At 66.9% G+C, this 18822-nt stretch carries 23 protein-coding genes; 13 read left to right on the top strand and 10 right to left on the bottom strand.

Annotated features, from left to right (window positions below):
* Positions 1-15: 15 nt before the first annotated feature.
* The 3 genes from QNM97_RS09220 to QNM97_RS09210 form a co-directional block, all read right to left on the bottom strand.
* Positions 16-234, bottom strand: a complete 219-nt coding sequence (locus tag QNM97_RS09220) for a hypothetical protein (RefSeq protein ID WP_283822475.1) — start codon at positions 232-234, stop codon at positions 16-18.
* Positions 235-1566: an ammonium transporter gene (locus QNM97_RS09215; protein WP_283822474.1), complete on the bottom strand. Its 1332-nt coding sequence runs from the start codon at positions 1564-1566 to the stop codon at positions 235-237. It lies immediately after the preceding gene.
* 182 nt (positions 1567-1748) lie between these two features.
* Entirely contained in the window at positions 1749-2093 is a 345-nt protein-coding gene (locus tag QNM97_RS09210) for a hypothetical protein (protein WP_283822473.1), read from the bottom strand.
* A 237-nt stretch (positions 2094-2330) separates the two neighbouring features.
* Here QNM97_RS09210 and QNM97_RS09205 point away from each other — a divergent pair, with 237 nt between their 5' ends.
* Positions 2331-3020 carry an MBL fold metallo-hydrolase gene (locus tag QNM97_RS09205; RefSeq protein ID WP_283822472.1) on the top strand — a complete coding sequence of 230 codons (690 nt, stop codon included), beginning with the start codon at positions 2331-2333 and terminating at the stop codon, positions 3018-3020.
* On the opposite strand, the gene QNM97_RS09200 is transcribed toward QNM97_RS09205, so the two are convergent.
* From QNM97_RS09200 to QNM97_RS09190, 3 genes are read right to left on the bottom strand one after another with little or no spacing between them, the layout of a single operon-like run.
* Positions 2997-3917, bottom strand: a complete 921-nt coding sequence (locus QNM97_RS09200; protein WP_283822471.1) for a ferredoxin family protein — start codon at positions 3915-3917, stop codon at positions 2997-2999. The two genes, QNM97_RS09205 and QNM97_RS09200, sit on opposite strands and share 24 nt — an antisense overlap.
* Positions 3914-5149: a cupin domain-containing protein gene (locus QNM97_RS09195; protein ID WP_283822470.1), complete on the bottom strand. Its 1236-nt coding sequence runs from the start codon at positions 5147-5149 to the stop codon at positions 3914-3916. The genes QNM97_RS09200 and QNM97_RS09195 overlap by 4 nt, the downstream gene beginning before the upstream one ends.
* 9 nt (positions 5150-5158) lie before the next feature.
* Positions 5159-5410: a BatC protein gene (locus QNM97_RS09190; protein ID WP_283822469.1), complete on the bottom strand. Its 252-nt coding sequence runs from the start codon at positions 5408-5410 to the stop codon at positions 5159-5161.
* 233 nt (positions 5411-5643) lie between these two features.
* Between QNM97_RS09190 and QNM97_RS09185 the strand changes: the two genes are divergently transcribed.
* From QNM97_RS09185 to QNM97_RS09175, 3 genes are read left to right on the top strand one after another with little or no spacing between them, the layout of a single operon-like run.
* A complete protein-coding gene (locus tag QNM97_RS09185; protein ID WP_283822468.1) occupies positions 5644-6207 on the top strand; it encodes a GNAT family N-acetyltransferase in 564 nt (187 codons plus the stop codon).
* 43 nt (positions 6208-6250) lie between these two features.
* Complete coding sequence (locus QNM97_RS09180; protein ID WP_283822467.1) at positions 6251-6955, top strand: ATP-binding protein; 705 nt, start codon at positions 6251-6253, stop codon at positions 6953-6955.
* Between the two features lie 36 nt (positions 6956-6991).
* Positions 6992-7624 carry a DUF2461 domain-containing protein gene (locus tag QNM97_RS09175; protein WP_283822466.1) on the top strand — a complete coding sequence of 211 codons (633 nt, stop codon included), beginning with the start codon at positions 6992-6994 and terminating at the stop codon, positions 7622-7624.
* Between the two features lie 57 nt (positions 7625-7681).
* Here QNM97_RS09175 and QNM97_RS09170 read toward each other — a convergent pair whose 3' ends face one another.
* Positions 7682-8434, bottom strand: coding sequence for an IclR family transcriptional regulator (locus QNM97_RS09170; protein WP_208791534.1), 753 nt, complete (start codon positions 8432-8434; stop codon positions 7682-7684).
* An 84-nt stretch (positions 8435-8518) separates the two neighbouring features.
* On the opposite strand from QNM97_RS09170, the gene pcaH reads away from it, so the two are divergent.
* Genes pcaH through pcaC form a run of 4 tightly spaced genes read left to right on the top strand, consistent with a single transcriptional unit; the run spans position 8519 to position 11441 of the window.
* Complete coding sequence (gene pcaH / locus QNM97_RS09165) at positions 8519-9301, top strand: protocatechuate 3,4-dioxygenase subunit beta (RefSeq protein WP_283822465.1); 783 nt, start codon at positions 8519-8521, stop codon at positions 9299-9301.
* Positions 9301-9852: a protocatechuate 3,4-dioxygenase subunit alpha gene (pcaG, locus tag QNM97_RS09160; RefSeq protein ID WP_208791536.1), complete on the top strand. Its 552-nt coding sequence runs from the start codon at positions 9301-9303 to the stop codon at positions 9850-9852. The genes pcaH and pcaG overlap by 1 nt, the downstream gene beginning before the upstream one ends.
* A 3-nt stretch (positions 9853-9855) precedes the next feature.
* Positions 9856-11061: a lyase family protein gene (locus QNM97_RS09155; RefSeq protein WP_283822464.1), complete on the top strand. Its 1206-nt coding sequence runs from the start codon at positions 9856-9858 to the stop codon at positions 11059-11061.
* 32 nt (positions 11062-11093) lie between these two features.
* Entirely contained in the window at positions 11094-11441 is a 348-nt protein-coding gene (gene pcaC / locus QNM97_RS09150) for a 4-carboxymuconolactone decarboxylase (RefSeq protein WP_283823148.1), read from the top strand.
* Positions 11442-11472: 31 nt separating this feature from the next.
* On the opposite strand, the gene QNM97_RS09145 is transcribed toward pcaC, so the two are convergent.
* Positions 11473-11865, bottom strand: a complete 393-nt coding sequence (locus tag QNM97_RS09145) for a YchJ family protein (RefSeq protein ID WP_283822463.1) — start codon at positions 11863-11865, stop codon at positions 11473-11475.
* A gap of 160 nt (positions 11866-12025) precedes the next feature.
* Here QNM97_RS09145 and QNM97_RS09140 point away from each other — a divergent pair, with 160 nt between their 5' ends.
* Both QNM97_RS09140 and QNM97_RS09135 read left to right on the top strand, forming a co-directional pair.
* Complete coding sequence (locus QNM97_RS09140) at positions 12026-12844, top strand: SDR family oxidoreductase (RefSeq protein ID WP_283822462.1); 819 nt, start codon at positions 12026-12028, stop codon at positions 12842-12844.
* Between the two features lie 3 nt (positions 12845-12847).
* The gene (locus tag QNM97_RS09135; RefSeq protein WP_283822460.1) at positions 12848-13792 is read left to right on the top strand and encodes an MBL fold metallo-hydrolase; all 945 of its coding nucleotides are present in this window, start codon (positions 12848-12850) and stop codon (positions 13790-13792) included.
* Here QNM97_RS09135 and QNM97_RS09130 read toward each other — a convergent pair.
* Positions 13738-14913, bottom strand: a complete 1176-nt coding sequence (locus QNM97_RS09130) for an oxygenase MpaB family protein (RefSeq protein ID WP_283822459.1) — start codon at positions 14911-14913, stop codon at positions 13738-13740. The genes QNM97_RS09135 and QNM97_RS09130 overlap by 55 nt on opposite strands.
* Before the next feature lie 43 nt (positions 14914-14956).
* Between QNM97_RS09130 and QNM97_RS09125 the strand changes: the two genes are divergently transcribed.
* The 3 genes from QNM97_RS09125 to QNM97_RS09115 all read left to right on the top strand — a co-directional run bounded on the left by QNM97_RS09125 (position 14957) and on the right by QNM97_RS09115 (position 16893).
* Positions 14957-15589 (top strand): TetR/AcrR family transcriptional regulator, encoded by a 633-nt coding sequence (locus QNM97_RS09125; RefSeq protein ID WP_283822458.1) that lies wholly within the window; start codon positions 14957-14959, stop codon positions 15587-15589.
* 107 nt (positions 15590-15696) lie between these two features.
* Complete coding sequence (locus QNM97_RS09120) at positions 15697-16017, top strand: SDR family oxidoreductase (protein ID WP_283822457.1); 321 nt, start codon at positions 15697-15699, stop codon at positions 16015-16017.
* A gap of 171 nt (positions 16018-16188) precedes the next feature.
* Positions 16189-16893, top strand: coding sequence for a DUF998 domain-containing protein (locus QNM97_RS09115; RefSeq protein WP_283822456.1), 705 nt, complete (start codon positions 16189-16191; stop codon positions 16891-16893).
* Here the strand turns inward: QNM97_RS09115 and QNM97_RS09110 are convergent.
* Positions 16851-18683: an AMP-dependent synthetase/ligase gene (locus tag QNM97_RS09110; RefSeq protein WP_283822455.1), complete on the bottom strand. Its 1833-nt coding sequence runs from the start codon at positions 18681-18683 to the stop codon at positions 16851-16853. The genes QNM97_RS09115 and QNM97_RS09110 overlap by 43 nt on opposite strands.
* Positions 18684-18822: the final 139 nt, after the last annotated feature.

The following is an 18822-nucleotide window of genomic DNA, read 5'->3' as shown; positions in this document are numbered from 1 at the left end:
CGACGGGCCACGGGGTCAGTAGGCCGGCGGTTCTCCTTCGGCCGCCGGCCCCTTCTCCACGGGCGTGTTCTCGATGATCGACTTGTACGCGTGATTCTCGTGACGCACCATGCGGACGAAGAACGCGACGAAGAGCAGCACCGCGAGCACGAAGACGATCCACACCCCGACGGAGAACCCGCCGAAGGTGAACACGACCGAGGCCCCGTCGTAGGAATCAATGGGACTGAACATCTACTTGACCTCCTCGGTGGCGACGAGCAACTCGTCGGTGTTGCGCATGACGGTGACCGGAATGCCCTCGGGATACGGTGTGGCGGGAACCTCGGTGAGGTCGAGACCCTGCTCCTCCACCTCGGGCGGAATACGCAGCATCCCCACCTTTTTGAGGGCAAGGGACACCAGATAGGCGGGGATGAATCCGAGCGCGACGAAGGTCAGCGCGCCCACGATCTGCCCCCAGAACGAGATCGACGGGTTGCCGTCGGTGTTGGGGTAGCCGGCCAGGAACACCCCGGCCATGATCACCGAATACAGTCCGATACCGCCGTGGACCGACACCGCACCGACGACGTCGTCGATCTTGAACTTCTCCAACAGTTTTCCGATGAACGGGATCAGCGCTCCGGCGCCCAGCGCGATGATGAACGCCAGTGCCGGGTGATAGAGGTCCATGCCCGAGGCGACGCCGATCACTCCGGCCAGCCCGCCGGAAATGGTCCAGAAGGGTTCGCCGCGCGACGTCAGATACGCACCGATGATGCCACCGGCCAGGCCCATCAACGTGTTGAAGGCGAACGCGGACAAGGTGGTCGGACTTCCGTAGATCGTCGCGTAGCCGCCGGGCCCGTAAATGACACAGCCCATGAGGAAACCGAAGAACCCGGTGAAGATCAACATCAGCCCGACCATCGTCAACGGCAGGTTGTGGGGCCGGATGGTGACCGCCGACCCGTCGGCGCGGAACCTTCCGATGCGTGGTCCGAGGTTGAGAAGTATTCCGAGAGTGGCAAATCCGGCAATCATGTGGACGCAGCCCGCGGCCCCGACATCGTGGAACCCCAGCTTCGTCAGCATCCACCCGGCGCCATGCCAACCCCACGCCGCGCCGATGATCCACACCACCGAACCGACGAGCACGGTGAGCACGAGAAAAGCGCTGGTGCGGATTCGCTCCAACACCGCTCCGGACATGATGGAGCCGGTCGTCGCGGCGAACAGGGCGAACGCACCCCAGAAGATGCCGCTGGCCGAGTCCTCGACGTTGGGTCCCATGTTGTCGCTCCACGGAAGCGCGGCCTTCGCGGCGTCGTTGAACTCGATGAAACCGCTGGGCATCGCGTTGTAGAGGAACCACCCGACAAAGTAGAACGACGCCACGATGGTGGCGAAGGCGAGCAGATTCTTCATGGCGGTGGCCAGCACGTTCTTCGACCGCGAGGCGCCCACCTCGTACGCCAGGAATCCGGCGTGGATCAACATCATCAATGCGATGGACACCCAGTAGAAGAATTCGTTGTTGACCGACCCCATCGTGGTGATGGCGTCGGTGACCTCAGTTGACAAATCGGACCTCCCGGCACACGAACTGTTTCATCTCACTGGACAAGGCGTACCGACGGTGTACGCAGTGGTGAGACTAGGCCGGTGATGGGTCGACGATGTCACCGAAAGTAAACGAGTCGTAAAGTACGCTTTCCCGGCATCACCGACGTGACCACGCCCGGGACCGACCCTCTATGAGGGTGTCAGCCCCGTCGCTTACGCCGCCGCCGATAGGCCTGCAGAAGCGGCCGACCCACTGTCGTCAGGTAGAACGCGCCGAAGCCCACCCCGACCGCGATGAGCAATCCGCCGAACACCCGGTTCGTTCTCGCCTCGTGATTCCGGTCGGTCACGTCGGACGCATGCGGCGGGAACGGATGGCCCTTGTCGATGAGTTCCTCACCGTCCCGGCCGAAGTGCACACATTCCTCGGTGGTGGTCATCGTCTCTCCGGCGCACGTCGTCGCCGCGGTGACCATACTAATTCCCCCGGCGATCAGACATCCCGTCACGATCACCGGGATCATCAGGCCGATGACAATCGTCACCGGACCTCGACGGCCGCGGGCCCGGCCACCGCGACCCGGTCGGACACGCCGTGCGTCGCCCGCGTCGTTCATCGTCCGATCCTCTCACAACCGCCGGCGCCCGACGTCGGTCGGACATACTGACGACGATGACGAAAAAGCGCTTACCCTAACCCTTTTCCAGTCATTTGTCCGTATCGCACACCTTCTCGTCGGCCGGGCCGGCACTCGACAGCCTTGTGCACGAAAGTAGTGTCGATGGCGGTCCCACCAGCTTTCCGATCATCGGAGGTCGCCATGCTCCTCACCAAGCACACCCACGCCACCATCACGTTGACCGATCACGGTTCGACGCTTCTCGTCGATCCCGGCGCCTTCACGCCGAACACGGCGGAGTTGTTGGCCGACGCCGACGCCGTCGTGATCACCCACGAGCACTTCGACCATTTCGATGCCGAGAAAATCCTTGCGGCCCTGCGTGATCGCCTCGAACTGCACCTCTACGGCCCCGCCTCGATCGCCGAATCCCTCTCGGAGGTCGCCGACCGGGTACATGTGATCTCGACGAATCAGACACTCGACGTCGGCGGATTCACGGTCGAGGCGTTCGTCACCGATCACGCGGTGATCCATCCCGAGATCCCCTCGGTGGACAACATCGGTTTCTTGATCGACGGTACGGTCTTCCATCCCGGTGACGCCTATCTGAATCCGGGACGACCGATCACCACCCTGCTTCTACCGGTGAGTGGTCCGTGGATCTCCACCGAGCAGGCCATCGACTATGTGCGGGCGGTGAAACCGGAGCGCAGCATCGCCATTCACGACCTGATGCTCAGCGATGCGGGCAAGTCGACGACCGCCAGGTTCTTGGGTGAGAACTCACTGACCGCGACACCGCTGGAGACGATGGAACTCGGCGAGTCACGCGAACTCGCCGGAATCTGAACGGTCCGACGACGCCGACCCCGCGATCGACACCAACACGAACTGGCGCACCCGCCCCGCCGCGCGCGCAGAACAATTGGAGTAGAGCGGATCGGTCAGTTGTTCGGCGAGCACGACCTCGATCGGCCCGTGCGGACCGGTCAGGGTCACCGTGATCCGGTGATCGTCGTGCCGGACGTCGAGCGGATCGAGCGCGTCGATCCGATCGTCTCCGGTCCGATCACGCACGAAATGCTGTGCCGCCTGCACCGCGTGCGGCAGCGATGTGCGACCACGAAGCAGTGAGTCGACCAGCCGTCCCTCGGAGTGGCGCCGGATCACCATCGCGGGATCGGGTGCCGTGTCGACCCGTCCGTAACTCAATCCGTGCGGGAACACGAGCATCGTCGCAGCGAACCGATCACCACCCAGATGCGAACATTCCCACGTCCATTCGGGATACGCCTCGGCGATCGCGGCGGTGGCCGCGCGACCGCGCACCGCACAGCACTGATCGTGTTTGCCATGGGCGCAGACCGCGACGACGGGATCTCCGGATATCTCACCGGCCGATCCGTCGAGCGCCAGGTCCAGGTAACCGGTCGGATCCGATACCTCGCCGCGGCGCACCGATTCGTGTCCGGGACGCGCATCAACGACGAACCACCGCCAGCGCGGTGTCGCTGGTCGTCGGCCCGGCCTACGGATCGCGACAATTCGCATTCCCGCCGACTCGGCGCGGCGCACGATGGCACGCCCCAGGTCGGGATCGAGCACCGACGGCGAGGTGAGAAACGCCGACGGCCCCCACGGACCGGAGAGTTCGAGCAGCAGCCACGAGGAGCCCGCCGAAGCCGTGCCGTACATCGGGTCGTTGCGCGCGAGGGACTGGTCGCTGCACGGGTGGCGATCGGTCATGACTCCCGTTCTGTCTCAGGACTTCTGGGCACCGGTACGACGACGGCTTCGCGAAGCAGTCGGCGCAGCAGGACCTCTCCGTCGGCGGCGTCTAGTCCCGGTAGCCGGTCGCTGCGCACCACACCCCCGCGACGCACCTCGGTGAGCGCGTCGGCGCAGAATCCGGGGAAACTCACGGTCCGATCCGGTAGGCGGAGTTCAACGCGGCCGGCCACCTCGGTCACCGCTCCCGCGAGCCCCTGTCTCCACCGCGCCGTCCCCACCGATGCCGGATATGACAGCGCCTCCAACGTCGCGAGGGGACGTACGGGTGCCGGCCGAGTGCGATCGGCGTACCTGCGGGCGAGCACGCCGGCGGCCCCCACCTCGATCTCCGAGGAGCGGTCCCGCACGATCTCGAGTGCTGCGGCCAGTGTCTTGGAGACCAGCGTCGCGGTGGCGTCGGGATCGGTGAGATCTATTCCCATGGGCAAGGATTCGCGCAGCTCGCGTACCTCCGTGAGCTCATCGACAACTGCTCCGAGGACGTCGAGCGCGGTCAGTGCGGCGGTGCCGATGGTGAGATGAATCGACGTGGACCCCAGTGCTCGGGCCGAATGGACCCAGCCCCGGGGTAGATAGAGCGCATCGCCGCTGCGCAAGACGGTGTCGATGACGGGCGGGTCATCCGTCCGCCGTTCGATGTCGTCGCGATGATCGGTCCATGGTTGCGAGTCCACCGGATCGAGGTGCACCGGCGCGTGCACGGTCCACCGTTTCTCGCCGGAGATCTGGAGAACGAACACATCGTGGACGTCATAGTGGGGATCGAAGCCACGATTGCTGGGCGGAGTCACATAGGCGTTGGCCTGCACCGGGTGACCGAGATCGTCGACGAGGCCGCGCACGAGGTCGATGACCGGGGGCCACAGGCGGTGCAACCCCTGCAGGACGATGGTGGCTCCTTCGGCGAACTGCGCCAACACCTTTGCCGAGTCCACCTGGTCGGGCATCTCGGCACCGAAGCCCGCCGGACCCACATAGTTCTCGCGGGCGAGCAGCGTGCCTTCCTTGGCCATGCGGATGAATGGCGTGCGGACGCCGCGCTCGGCGACGAGTTCATCGACGGCGCCCGGCGAGAGTAGGTCGGCGAAGTCGCGCGGTAGGTTCTCGGCGCGACTGAGCAACGGCGATCGACCCCAATGCTCGCGAGCGAAGACATCGGGATCGATCGCGATGCAGCGTTCCAACATCACTGTCGTTCAGGCAGTTCCGTCAGCTCCACCGTCGTGACCACCGGGGTTGGAGCCGCCGTCGGCCGGACCTTCACCGTCGGCGGTGCCATCGGCGCCACCGTCATGGCCGTCCGGGTTGGAGCCGCCGTCGGCAGGCCCCTCGCCGCCACCGGCGGTGCCGTCCGCTCCGCCGTCATGGCCATCCGGGTTGGAGCCGCCGTCGGCCGGTCCCTCACCGCCGGCGCCGGAGCTGGTGATGTCGTCGTCATCGAGTGCCATCGGTGATCCTTCCTCGAATGGGGCATGCCCGAACGGCACAGCCCTCACCTCCACTATGAGCACATCTTTCGACCCATGGGGCCGTCCCACCCGAAACGCCGACGGTCCGGCTCCTCGTCGCGACACCGCCCACCAGCACGAATGCCGCTCTCCGGGCACCTCGGAATTCGCTGGTCCAACCCGCGGGTAACCCCTAGGCTGTGGCGATTCATCGACACAGCGGAAGGCAGAACATGAGTTCCACGATCAGCGATGACCCCACACCGCCACCGCCGCACACCCGGGATTTCCACCCGGGAGACATCGACGGGATCGTCGATCTCTGGGAGAGGACCGTGACGCGGCCCGCCGACGCCGTCTACTCACTCTCGGAGGTGCTCGCCTCCTGCCGTGAGGACCATGCTCTGGTGGCTGTCGACGACAACGAAACGGTCGTCGGCGCAATCGTCGGCCGGGCCGCGCACGCTCAGGGGTGGATCGTGTTCTTCGGCGTGACACCGAGTCGTCACGATTCCACGGTGGCAAGCGCTTTGGTGAATCATCTGGCTCGCAAGATGGGGCCGCTCGGACTCGACCGTCTCTCGGCGATCGTGTCCAGCGACGAGGCACGATTCGACGACTACGTGCGGGAGGGCTTCTCCGCGCGGGAGAACCTGCGATATCTGGAGCGGATGGTCACCGTCAGTGCGCACGAGCTCGCCGTGCTCCGTGAGCTGGGCGGCCACACTCTTCCACCGGATCTGTGGACTGCCGTCGGCGGCATGCACCGGGAAAGGAACTGCTCGAACTGCGTCTGATCACCCCACTCGACCGGCCCGATCTCGCCGTGCGGTTGGTGTCGTGCCGCCCCGGGCGGTGATTCTGTTCGGGCCACCGGGAACCGGGAAGACCACCTTCGCCAAGGCGGTCGCCGCACGGCTCGGCTGGTCGTTCGTCGAGGTCTTCCCCTCTCGGCTGGCCGGGGACGGAGGTGGGCTCGCATCAGGACTACGAGACACCTTCGGTCGAATCGCCGAGATCAACCGGGTGGTCGTGTTCATCGACGAGGTCGAGGAGATCGCGTCCCGGCGCACCGGCGAACCTGCCCATGCCGGACAGGGCGTGACCATCGAATTGCTCAAGCTCATTCCCGAGTTTCGTTCCAGTCCAGGACGATTGCTGATCTGCGCGACGAATTTCATTCGTGCCCTCGACACCGCGTTCCTGCGGCACGGACGCTTCGACTACGTCATCCCGATCGGTCTGCCCGACCGGGAGGCGAGGGCGGCCATCTGGAGTAGGTATCTGCCGCCCGCGGCTCGTGGGGTCGACGTGGAACGCCTCGTGGTGGCCAGCGACGGTCTGACACCTGCCGATATCGAGTACGCGGCCCGGCGAGCAGCGCAGGACGCCCTCGAACGGGCTCTGCGCGACGACGCGCCGGAGGACTCCGACGGCCCGTCCACCGCGGACTACCTCAACGCCCTCTCGGCGACGCGGGCGACCGTCGCCTCCGATGTGGTCGCGGACTTCCTCGACGACATCGACCAGCTCGCACGACTGTGACCATCGGGCTCCGGGTCGGCGTCCTAAGCTGACGTCATGGGCTTCACAGGTTTTCCCGAGGCTGCGTTGGACTTCTACGACGATCTCGAGATCGACAACACGAAGGCGTTCTGGGCGGCGCACAAGGCCACGTACGCCTCGGCCGTGGCCGAGCCGATGGCTGCGCTGACCGCAGACCTCGCCGACGAGTTCGGCGAGGCCAAGCTGTTCCGGCCGTATCGGGACGTGCGATTCGCCAAGGACAAGTCGCCCTACAAGACCCATCAGGGCGCATACGTCGCGGTCGCCCCGGCCACCGGGTACTACGTGCAGATCGGGGCGCCCGGGGTCCGGGTCGGCGGGGGTATCTACGACACCTCGGCCGATCGGCTCACCGCCATCCGCGCCGCGATCGTCAACGAGCGCAGCGGAACCGAGCTGGAGCGGATCGTCGATGAGTTGTCCGACGCCGGTTGGGAAGTCGGCGGCGACAAGCTCAAGACCGCGCCGCGGGGATTCGACCGGGATCATCCGCGGATCGATCTCCTGCGCCATAAGACGATCACGGTCATGCGGGATTACGGATTCGATCCGGTCATCCACACCGTCGATCTCGTCGACCGCATTCGGGTCGACTGGCGGACCACCACACCGTTGATCGAATGGATTCTGCGACACGGCAATGCGTGAGGACACCCTGGGTGTGTCCGAAGCGCCGCCACACTGCGACCGCGGCTCGTGCCGCGATCACAGGTGCCGCCCGATACCACTGGCGGCGACCTGCAGAGCCGCGAGCAGCCGATTGCGGTCTCGTTTGAGCGTGGGTACCACGACCCCGATGGCCGCGACCACCGACGCCGGATCGCTGACCGGCATCACCGGCACTGCCAGCGAGCAGGCTCCCGGCGACATCTCCTCGCTGGTGGTGGCGTATCCGCGTACCCGGATGTCCTCGAGTTGACGTGCAAGGACCTCCGGTGAGGTGATCGTGTGCGGGGTGATCCGCACCAGTGTCGACATCGATTCTGCGACAACATCATCCGGCGCATGCGCCAATAGCACCTTGCCGACGCCGGTACAGTGCAACGGAAGTCGACTGCCGACGGTGCTGACGATCGGCACCGAGGCGCGCCCGGCCATCCGCTCCACGTAGAGCACCTGGGCTCCGTCACGGACGGCGAGGTGCACGGTCGCCAGCGTCGCCGCATAGACGTCGTGCAGGAACGGCTCCGCGACCTGCTTGAGTCGGCCGGAGACCGGTGCCCGCAGGCCGGCCTCCCACAGGAGTCGACCGACCACGAACCGGCCGTCGGGACGACGTGCCAGCGCGTCCCCGACGACGAGTTCGGCCGCGAGTCGGTGCGTGGTCGCCACAGGCAGCCCCGATCGCCGGGCGAGCTCGCTGAGCGTGAGCACCCGATGGCGCTCGTCGAATGCCCCGATGATCGCCAGGACCCGCGAGGTGACGGTGGCCCCGGCGACGGACGTGTTGCCGGCCATGGGGAGCTCCTTCCGACAGAGGCTTTCCGCTCAGCGGAAGCCTACCCTTTCCCGGATCGCCTCGGCCGACCTACTGTGATCCACATGACAGCCCTCAACACCAACCCCGACAGCGCGTCGGCGAGCCAGCGGGAGATCAGTGGTGAGATCACCGCGATCGAGACCGCGTATCAGCACGCCGGCGTCGAGGAGACCCAGCCGCGTCTGGACTATCCGCCGTATCGCAGCAGCCTGCTGCGCCATCCGACCAAGGACCCGCACCACGCCGATCCGGAGACCCTCGAACTGTGCTCGCCGGTGTTCGGGGAACGTGATGTCCACAAGCTCGAAGCTGACCTCACGATCGCGCATCGCGGCGAGCCGATCGGCGAGCGCATCGTGGTGACCGGTCGTGTACTCGACGGTCAGGGCCGGCCGGTGCGTCGCCAACTCGTGGAGATCTGGCAGGCGAACTCGGCCGGGCGCTACATCCACAAACGGGACCAGCACCACGCGCCGATCGACCCCAACTTCACCGGCGTCGGACGCTGCCTGACCGACGAGGACGGGAACTACCGCTTCACCACGATCAAACCCGGCCCCTATCCGTGGAAGAATCACCACAACGCGTGGCGGCCCGCGCACATCCACTTCTCGCTGTTCGGAACCGATTTCACGCAGCGGATGATCACGCAGATGTACTTCCCGGGCGACCCGCTGTTCCCCTTCGACCCGATCTATCAGTCGATCGTCGACGCGAAGGCACGCGAGCGACTCGTCGCCGCCTACGATCACGACGTCACCAGTCACGAATGGTCCACCGGTTACCGTTGGGACATCGTGCTCACCGGCAGCAATCGCACCCCGCTCGACGACGAGGAGAACTGATGACCGCCCTGCTGCCGCCCACACCCGCTCAGACCATCGGGCCGTTCTACGGGTATGCACTGCCGTTCGAAGGTGACAACGAGCTGGTGCCGCCACGCTCCCCCGGCTCGATCCGCCTACACGGACTCGTCACCGACGGCGACGGCCAACCCATCCCGGATGTACTGCTCGAACTCTGGCAGGCCGACGCCGACGGGACCGTCGTGCAGCGAGCCGGATCGCTACGCCGAGACGGGTGGACCTTCACCGGCTGGGGACGCTGCGCCACCGATGACGCCGGCGAATACTCGTTCAGCACAGTCCAACCCGGACCGATCGACGGCGCGGCACCCTACTTCCTGATCACCGTGTTCGGTCGCGGCCTGCTGCACCGGCTGTTCACCCGCGCCTATCTGCCAGGTCCACTCGCCGAGGCCGACCCCTTCCTCGCCGGCGTGCCCACGGACCGGCGCGCCACCCTGATCGCCGCGGCCGACACCGACGGATTCCGTTTCGACCTGCGCCTACAGGGCGCCGACGAGACCGTCTTTCTCCACTACCCGGGGCAATAGACGTTGAGCGATCTGTTCTGGCCGGGTGATCACCGCGCAGGCGACCTGATGAGCGACGAAGCACTCCTTCGTGCCCTCATCGAGGTCGAGAATGCTTGGCTGGCAGCACTTGTCGGCAACGGTGTGGCGCCGGCGGAGGCGGCAGCAGACCTCCGTCCACTCGTCGGGGCGGACGATCTCACGACCATCGCCGTGGATGCCGAGGCCGACGGCAATCCCGTCAGCGGCCTGGTGTCGTTGTTGCGCTCGCGCACCGGCGGCGCCGCTTCGGCGTGGCTGCATCGCGGACTGACCAGTCAGGACACCCTCGACACGGCACTCATGATGAGTGTGCGTGACGTCCTGCACCGCATCGAGCAGCAGGTGCGGTCGCAGGTGCGGGCGCTGCTGGCACTGATCGACGCGCACCGTGACGCTCCCCTGCTCACCCGCACCCTGACCCAGCCCGCACTGCCGGGCACCGCGGGCCGCAAGTTCGGCGTCTGGCTCACCGCCATCCTCGACGCCGCCGACACCCTGGCCGCCCTCCCTCCGATTCCCGTCCAGATCGGCGGCGCCGCAGGCACTCTCGCGGCGCAGGTCGAATTGGCCGGTTCGGTGCAGGCCGCGCGTGCACTGGTGTCCGCAGCGGCGGACACCGTCGGTCTGGCCGATTCGCCGCCGTGGCACACCACACGCGCCCCCGTCACCCGCATCGGCGACGCCCTGGCGACCTGCTGCGACGCATGGGGCCACCTCGCAGGCGACCTGGCGATCGCCGGACGTCCCGAGATCGGCGAGTTCACCGAGGGCGGAGGTGGCGGGTCGTCGACGATGCCGCACAAGAACAATCCCGTCCTCACGGTCTTGCTCCGACGGGCCGCGCTGGTCGCACCGGGCCTCGCCGCGACCCTGCATGCCGCGTCGGCGGCGAGCATCGACGAACGCTCCGACGGAGGGTGGCACGCCGAGTGGTCGACGCTGCGCACCCTGAGCCGTCACACCGTCACCGCCGCCGCCCAGGCCGCGCAGTTGCTGACCGGTTTACAGTTCCATCCCGACCGCGCCGCGGCCAATCTCGTCTCGGCCCAAGGCATTCTGACCGAGCAGGAGACCATGTCGCGTCTGGCCGGGCACGCGGCGTCGCCGGACTATCTCGGCGCCACCGCCGCCCTGGTCGACGACGTCGTGGCGCGCGCACACCGCTACCTCGAAGGAGTCAGCCCGTGACCGATCCGTACACCGATCCCTACGACGCCGGAATGGCGGTCCGCCGTGCGGTTCTCGGCGACGCCCATGTCGATCGGGCGAACGCCGCCAGCACCGACCTCACCGAGGAATTCCAGCAGTTCATCACCCGCTATGCCTGGGGAACGGTCTGGACGCGGCCCGGACTGGACCGTCGCAGCCGGTCGATGATCACGCTCACCGCGTTGATCGCGCGCGGCCATCACGAAGAACTCGCCATGCACATCCGCGCCGCCCGCCGCAACGGACTCACGGTCGATGAGATCAAGGAGGTCATCCTGCAGAGCGCCATCTATTGCGGGGTGCCCGATGCCAATTCCGCATTCCGCATCGCGTCATCCGTGCTGGCCGAGGAGATCTGAATCTTCGCCGCGGCCGTCGCGACCGATCACCTCACGCCAGCGCATCGACGTAGTACCAGCGGCCGTTCTGTCGGACGAAGCGACTGTGTTCGGACATCGTCCGGCGCGCTCCATCGATTCGGTGGTGTGCGACGAAGGCCACCTCTCCAGCGTCGTCGAACGGACCACCACCGGAGGTCTCGGTGACGTCGAGGCGATACCAGTCGATCTCGTCGTCGAGCTCGAGATCGTCGGGGCGGGTGCGTCGATGCCACGTGGCGAGCAGGTACTCCCGATCACCGACGGCGAACGCGGTGAATCGTGACCGCATCAATGCCTGTGCTGTCGGTGCGCGCCGCCGACCTTCGAGAAGCGGTCCGCAGCACTCGCCGAAAGTCAGCCCGGAGGTACACGGGCACCGGTCATCGGAGGACACCACAGGCATGAGTGCCAGCGTATCCGCCCTCTCGCAACGCCCTCGCGGTCGCGGCGAGCTCCACGGTCGGGGACATCGCCCTCGGCACCCCGCCCCTTGACATCCCCGCCGGGGGCCGGAAGATTCGGCAACACCAGGTGATCTGAAGTCAACGGTGAGAGGGTCTGCAATGAGCCGCAGTGTCGTGGTCGTCGTCGGAACCGGGGGCATGGGTGTGGCCATCGCGCGCCGACAGGGTGGCGGACGACGGGTGGTGCTCGCCGATGCCGATGCGACCGCTCTCGACGCGCAGGTCGACACTCTCGACGGCGAAGGGTTCGACGTTTCCGGCCATCCGGTCGATGTGGCGTCGGCGGATTCGTTGCGGGCGCTGGCCGAGCACGCATCCGGGCTCGGCGCGGTGGAACAGGTCGTCCACACGGCCGGTTTGTCGCCGGTGCAGGCGAGCGCGGAGGCGATCCTGCGAGTCGATCTCCTCGGGGTCGCCCTGTCGCTGGACGTCTTCGGCGAGGTCATCGCCCCCGGCGGTGCGGGTGTGGTGATCGCGAGCATGGCCGGGCACATGTTCGGGCCGCTGCCGGCCGATCAGGCCGCGGCATTGGCCGCCACCGCCGCAGAGGACCTGCTCGGCTTGGGTTTCCTGCAGGGTGACGTCGCCTCGAATCCGGCACTGGCATATGGGATCGCCAAGCAGGCCAACCACATCCGCGTGCGCGCGGCAGCCCGCACCTGGGGTGCCCGCGGCGCCCGGATCAACAGCATCTCTCCCGGAGTGATCGCCACGGCGATGGGTCGCCAGGAACTCGCCGGCGCCAGCGGGGAGACGATGCGGTCGATGATCGAGGGCTCGGGCACCGGACGGGTGGGCACCGCGTCTGACATCGCCGCCGCGGCGGCCTTCCTCCTCGGCCCCGAATCGTCGTTCGTCACCGGCACCGACCTGCTCGTGGACGGCGGCGTGGTCGCCTCCCTGACCGCTCAGAGCTGAAAAATGTACAGTGTCAACGCTTTCGGTGCGGTCGATGTACTGACGGCGGACAACGGCGGCGTCGTACCGTACGGCAACACCGTCGTGGTCCGCGGATCGGACGCGGTGCTGGTGATCGATCCGTCACTCGCCCTCGACGACGACCCCGTCGGCGCCGACGCGGTGATGATCAGTCACGCGCACGAGGACCACATCGCCGGGCTGCGGCACTTCACCGCCGACACCTTCGCCCACCGTCACGACGCGGCCGCCGTCGGCTCGCTCGACACCCTCATCGCCGGCTACGGGCTCGACCCGGATCTCCGCGACGCGATGACCACGGTGATGACCGACGACTACCACCTGCCGGCCGTGCGTGACGGCGTCGTGGGTGTGACCGACGGCCACACCTTCGACCTCGGCGACCAGACCGCAACGGTCATCCACCTGCCCGGACACACCGCCGGTCACTGCGGCGTGCTGATCGAGCCTGCCGGGTTTCTCTACGTCGCCGACATCGACCTGACGTCGTTCGGGCCGATGTACGGCGATCTCGGGTCCAGTCTCGATGACTTCCTCGCCTCCATCGACCGGGTCGGCGGGATCGACGCCCGCTGGTACGGAACCTTCCACCACAAAGGTGTGGTGTCCGGGCGCTCCGAGTTCGGCACGCGCCTCGCGGCCTATCGCGACCGGATCCTCGAGCGCGAGGAACGGCTACTCGAGTTCCTGCGACAGCCAAGGACTTTCGACGAGATCGTGGCACACCGGCTGGTGTATCGGCCACATGTCGAGGCCCCGTGGGTGCGATCGGTGGAGCGTCGGACCGCGCAGTTGCACCTCGAGCGCCTCCACGCTGCGGGCGCGGTGGTCGCGATCGGCGGCGGGCAGACCGGGCTTCATACGGGCGTCGATCAGACGGACACCCGGTCCGGCGCGGTATCGACCATGTCGTGGGTCATCGCGTAAGCGGCACGCATGCGCGCCATCTCGGAGTCCCGGTCGGTATAGGCGCGGCGGGTGAACTCCTCGAGTCCACCGGCGCGGCGGATCTGTGCACGGGTCATGAGATGCATGATCCCGGACAAGCGGGGTAGCAGCCGGGCGATCCGGCGACGACGGATGCCGAGCGCGTCGGCGTCGGCGTCACCGAGGAAGACCCGCTCGTATCCCTCCATGACGGCCGTGGCGACCGGCACCCGCCACCGCTGCGGCAACGACATGGTGTTGGCGAACTCGGGAATCAGATAGTCGGCGTTGAGCGCGGTGACGAATTCGCGGTCGTAGGCATCGGGGCCGGGCGAGGTCAATCGGTACAGTTCCTCGATCCGCCGGTGATCGGCCTCGTTTCGGGGATTCAGGTTGTCGTCCATGCCGATCACATGACCCACGTAACGCCACAGGTGATAGATGTCGTCGAGTTCGTCTGCGGTGAAACGTACCCCGAGCGTGCCCATCGCCTCGATCGCGATGTGCCCGAACTCGGCGAGCGTGAATGCCATGTACGGCTGCGGAATCGGGACGCCCCACGCCTCATGCTCCCACGAGCCAGTGCGCAGCAGATGTGCCCGGACGTGCGCGTGGATCATCCGCACCCGCACCGTGTAGGCGAAACCCTCACCGCCGCGCCGCATCCCACCCGTCGTCAGCACCCGGCGCAACCATTCGCCGACCTCCACCGAACGCACGCCCGGCATCGTCGAGTACCGCCCGGTCAGCGACAACGGTTTGCCCGCGATACTGTTGCCCGCGCCGCGCAGCAACGAGGCCGCCGCCAGCACGATAGCCATGGCCGGGAAGTGCCGCACGAGGGCGTCGGCGGCGCGGTCGCAACGATCGTGGTCGAGCCAGTCGGGCTCGCGCTCGAGCGAATCGAACAGCGCTACCAGTGCCGGTGGCGCGCCGGTCAGGGAGCCGATGCCGTCGGCGAGAGCCGGGTGGATCAGAGCGGCGGACCCCCGTTCGGCGACGACGGCGTCGGCGAGATCATCGGCACGCCACATGGCGGCGATCCAGGTGTCTCCCGCGTGTCCGTACAACGCGCGGGCTCGGTCGGTGTTCACGAGCTCGGTGGGCGGCACAAGAGTCATGACACCAGGCAAACACGAGGAATCCTCACTTACCGTTCATTTCATGGCCCGAACCCCTGCCCGCTCCGCCACGGGCGCCCGCACGCGCGTCGCGCCGCGTCAGCCGCGTGCCATCGCGATGCGCAGGCGCCTGTTGGACGCGACCACGACGTTGCTCGCCGAGCGGCCCGACAGTCTCCCGACAACCCAGGACATCGCAGATCACTGCGATGTCAGCATCGGGACGGTGTATCGCTACTTCGCCGACGTCGGCGACATCCTGTTCGATCTCCGGCAGGAAGCGATCCAGCAGATCAGCACGGACCTCGCCGTCGGCATCGGACAGGCGATCGACGCCGAACCACTCGCCGCGATCACCACCGTGGTCGATGCCCTCACTTCTTCGTTCGAGCGGCACGCGCCGGTGATCGCGGCCTCGCTGGCAGGTGACAGCGCAGAGTTCGGGTCGGCATGGGCGCAGATCGAGGCGCCGCTGATCCCGCTGGGACGCATCCTCCCGACGCGCTTGCGCCCGGATCTGTCGCCCGCGGAGCTCGACGATCTGGTGTTCCTCACCATGGGTGCCACCGCGAGCCTGTGTCTCCGCGTGGCCCTGGCTCGCCCGGCAACCGCCGATCGCCGGCGACTGGTCGACACCTGTGCACAAATGCTGTTGGCAGCCTTCGCGATTCCCTGATCGTTGATCACCCCGTTGTACCGCCACGGCGACCCACCACGCGACGTCCAGCCAACTGCCAGCGTGATCGCGGTGCCGTCCCAGCTACGCGCAGTGTGATGATCGGTATGCACACCACGAAGCACGCCTACACCGACACCGTCCTCGTCGTCACCGACGGTTCGCTGCGGTCTCGCGCCGTCATCGACCAGGTCCTGCGCTCGGGCCGCAACGCCGTGGTCGCCGGACGCCACACCCGCGACCTCGTCTCCTATGTGGACGCCGCCGTCCACGACCGGGTCTGGGCGGTCGTCTGCGATCCGGCCGATCCGACGCAGATCGACGAGCTGATCGAACGCGCCACCGACACGATGGGCCCGGTGATCATGGTCGTCGACCCGGCCGGACAACTGCACGACGTCCACTCCGCCGATCGCCAGGTCGCCTGACTCGCCGGGGAGCGCGTGCCAGCCTTCAGTGACGTGAGATCTCCCGCACCGTACGCACCGTCGCCATCTTGGCCGGATTCGCATGCTGGTTCGGGGCGGACGTCGATACGGCATGCGACCGGCGAACGTGGCGTCGACAGTGGGTGAACACCGATGACATAACCTGACGAGGTGCTGTCTGTCCGGGAGCTGTCGCCGCGCCTGATCGTCGTCGGCATCCTCATCGCCGCCGCAGGCGTCTGTTACTCGTCGTGGGTTCTGGAGTTCTTCTGGGCCTCGCCTCTCGACCCGCTGCGCAGCTTCATGAGTGAACTCGACGCGGAGCACCGCCCGCATCGCCTGGTCTACGTGTACGGCGATGTCATCACCGCGGTGTGCGCCATGCTTGCCGGGGTGCTGGCGTTCGTTCCTCGTCCCGCCTTGGCCGGCGGCTTCGCCCGAGGTGCGCTCGTATCGCTCGCGGTGTTCGGGGTGTCCACCATCACCGATGCGTTGTCGCCCATCGAGTGCATTCCGCACGTCGACCCGAATTGCCCGTCAGAGCCGAGCGGGCTGTTGCCCCAACTGCATCACATCCATGCCTTCACCAGCAGTGTGGCGGTGTTCGCCATCTTCATCGCGATGATCCTCGGCGTGGTCGCGGCCTGGCGGACGCCGATCTGGCCGGTGCTGCGTCTGGTCGGCCTGACGATCCTGGTGGTCATCTCTGTCGCGACGGTCTGGATGTTGGCCGCCGACAACCTGTCCGGCGATTGGCTGCTGGGGCTCGCACAACGCATTCAGATCGGCGGCATGACGCTGTATCTGGTGGTGTGGGGCGCTGCCGTGGCCGTTCAGCGAAGGTCGATCACGCCCTCACCGGCGTCGGCGGCGTAGAGCAACTCGATGTGCTCGGCGTACTTGTCGGCGATGGGCTTGCGCCGCAACTTCATCGTGGGGGTGAGTTCGGTGCCGCCCGGCTCCCACGCCTCGGGCACGATGGTGAATCGTTTGACCTGTTCGACACGGGAGAGTCGACCGTTGCCGAGTCGAACCGCGCCGATGACCTCCTCGACAACCTGCGGATGCCCGGTGAGGGCTGCGACGTCGGCGTCGGGCATGTTCAGCGCTTTCGCACGGGCGGCCGCTGCGTCGGGATCGAGTACGAGCAGCGCCGACACGAACGGTTTGGCGTCCCCGATCGCGACGACCTGACCGATCAACGAGGACGCCGCTTTCAGTGCGTTCTCGATGTTGGTGGGCGACATGTTCTTTCCGGACTCGTTGATGATGAGTTCCTTCTTGCGATCGACGATCCGCACGTTGCCGTCCGCGTCGATCTCGGCGATGTCACCGGTGGCCAGCCACCCGTCGGAGTCGATCGTCTCGGCCGTCTTGTCGGGCTGTTTGCGATAGCCGCGCATGACCACCGGCCCCCGGATCAACAGTTCCCCGTCGTCGGCGAGGGTGACCTCGACACCCGACACCGGCTTGCCGACGGTTCCGATCCTCATGTTCTCCGGCGTGGTCATCGTCGAGACGCCGGTGGTCTCCGACATGCCCCACACCTCCAGCACCGGTATCCCCAGGCCGAGGAAGAACTGCAGCACCTCCGGCGGTATCGCAGCGGCACCCGACCCGGCGAAGGTGAGCTGGTCCATGCCGATCGCCGACCGCACCTTCTGCAGGACGAGCTTGTCGGCGAGGGCGTGCTGGGCGCCAGCGATCGCGTTCGGCGCGCGGCCGTCGAGCTGCGCTTGCGCTGCTGCAGCACCGGTTTTCATCGCCCAGGCACCCAGCTTCTTCTTGACCGGGCTGGTTTCCTCGGCGAGTTTGGCCTCGATGCCAGCCCGGAGCTTCTGCCAGACGCGGGGCACCCCGAAGAAGAACGTCGGACGCACCTCGGGGAGCGCGGCAGCGATCTCCCGCGGATCGGGGACGGTGGTGACCTGGATACCGCGCACCATGTTGGCCGCATGCGAAGAGACCCGGTCGGCGATGTGTGCGGCGGGCAGATAGGAGATGACGCGGTCGTCGAAGCCGACGTCGACGACCTCGGCCAGTGAGGTCAACTCGGAGATGATGTTGCGGTGGGTGATCTCGACACCCTTGGGCGGACCGGTGGTGCCCGAGGTGTAGATGATGGTGGCCAGATCGTCGGGCCGTACCGCCTGCCATGCGGCCGTGAAATCGAAATCCGTTGCGCCCGATTGCTCTACGTCGTCCAGCGTGATCGCGCCGGTGGCCGGCCCGTCCACCACGATCGTGGTGGTCACCGCGGTGGATGCGGCGCGGACCGCCGGGACGAATATCTGCTCGGTGACGACGACGGCGTTGCCGGCATTGCCGAACAGGTACTCGATCTGTTGCGGGGAGCTGGTGTTGTAGATCGAGAACGGCACCGCACCGAGGTGCAGCGCTGCGGTGTCGACGAGATGGAACTCCGGCCGGTTGGTCAGCATGATGCCCACGGTGTCGCCGGGGCCGACACCGAGTGCGGCCAGACCGCGGGCGATCGCCTCGACCCGGCGTCCGTATTCGGCCCAGGAGATCTCCCGGATGCCGCCGACGGTGCGCAGCGCGATCGCGGTCGGACGCATACCGACCGTCGCCTGGAACGCCTCGGGCAGGGTGGCCACCTCGCGGCCACTCTCGTGTGGGAAGAAAATCGGATCGGATTCGGACATGGATGACCCCCGACGAGACTGGTGTGGGTGATGACGCACATCACACTAGCCGCGGGCGTCGGAGCGCACAGCCGATCGGCGGAAAAGGTAATGAGAAGGTAAAGTCGGCAGCTCCGCCCGGGGTTTCACGCCGGTGCAG

Origin of the sequence: Gordonia sp. L191, assembly GCF_030077625.1 — a bacterium.
Lineage (GTDB): Bacteria > Actinomycetota > Actinomycetes > Mycobacteriales > Mycobacteriaceae > Gordonia > Gordonia polyisoprenivorans_A.
This window is presented reverse-complemented; position numbering and strand designations above follow the sequence as displayed.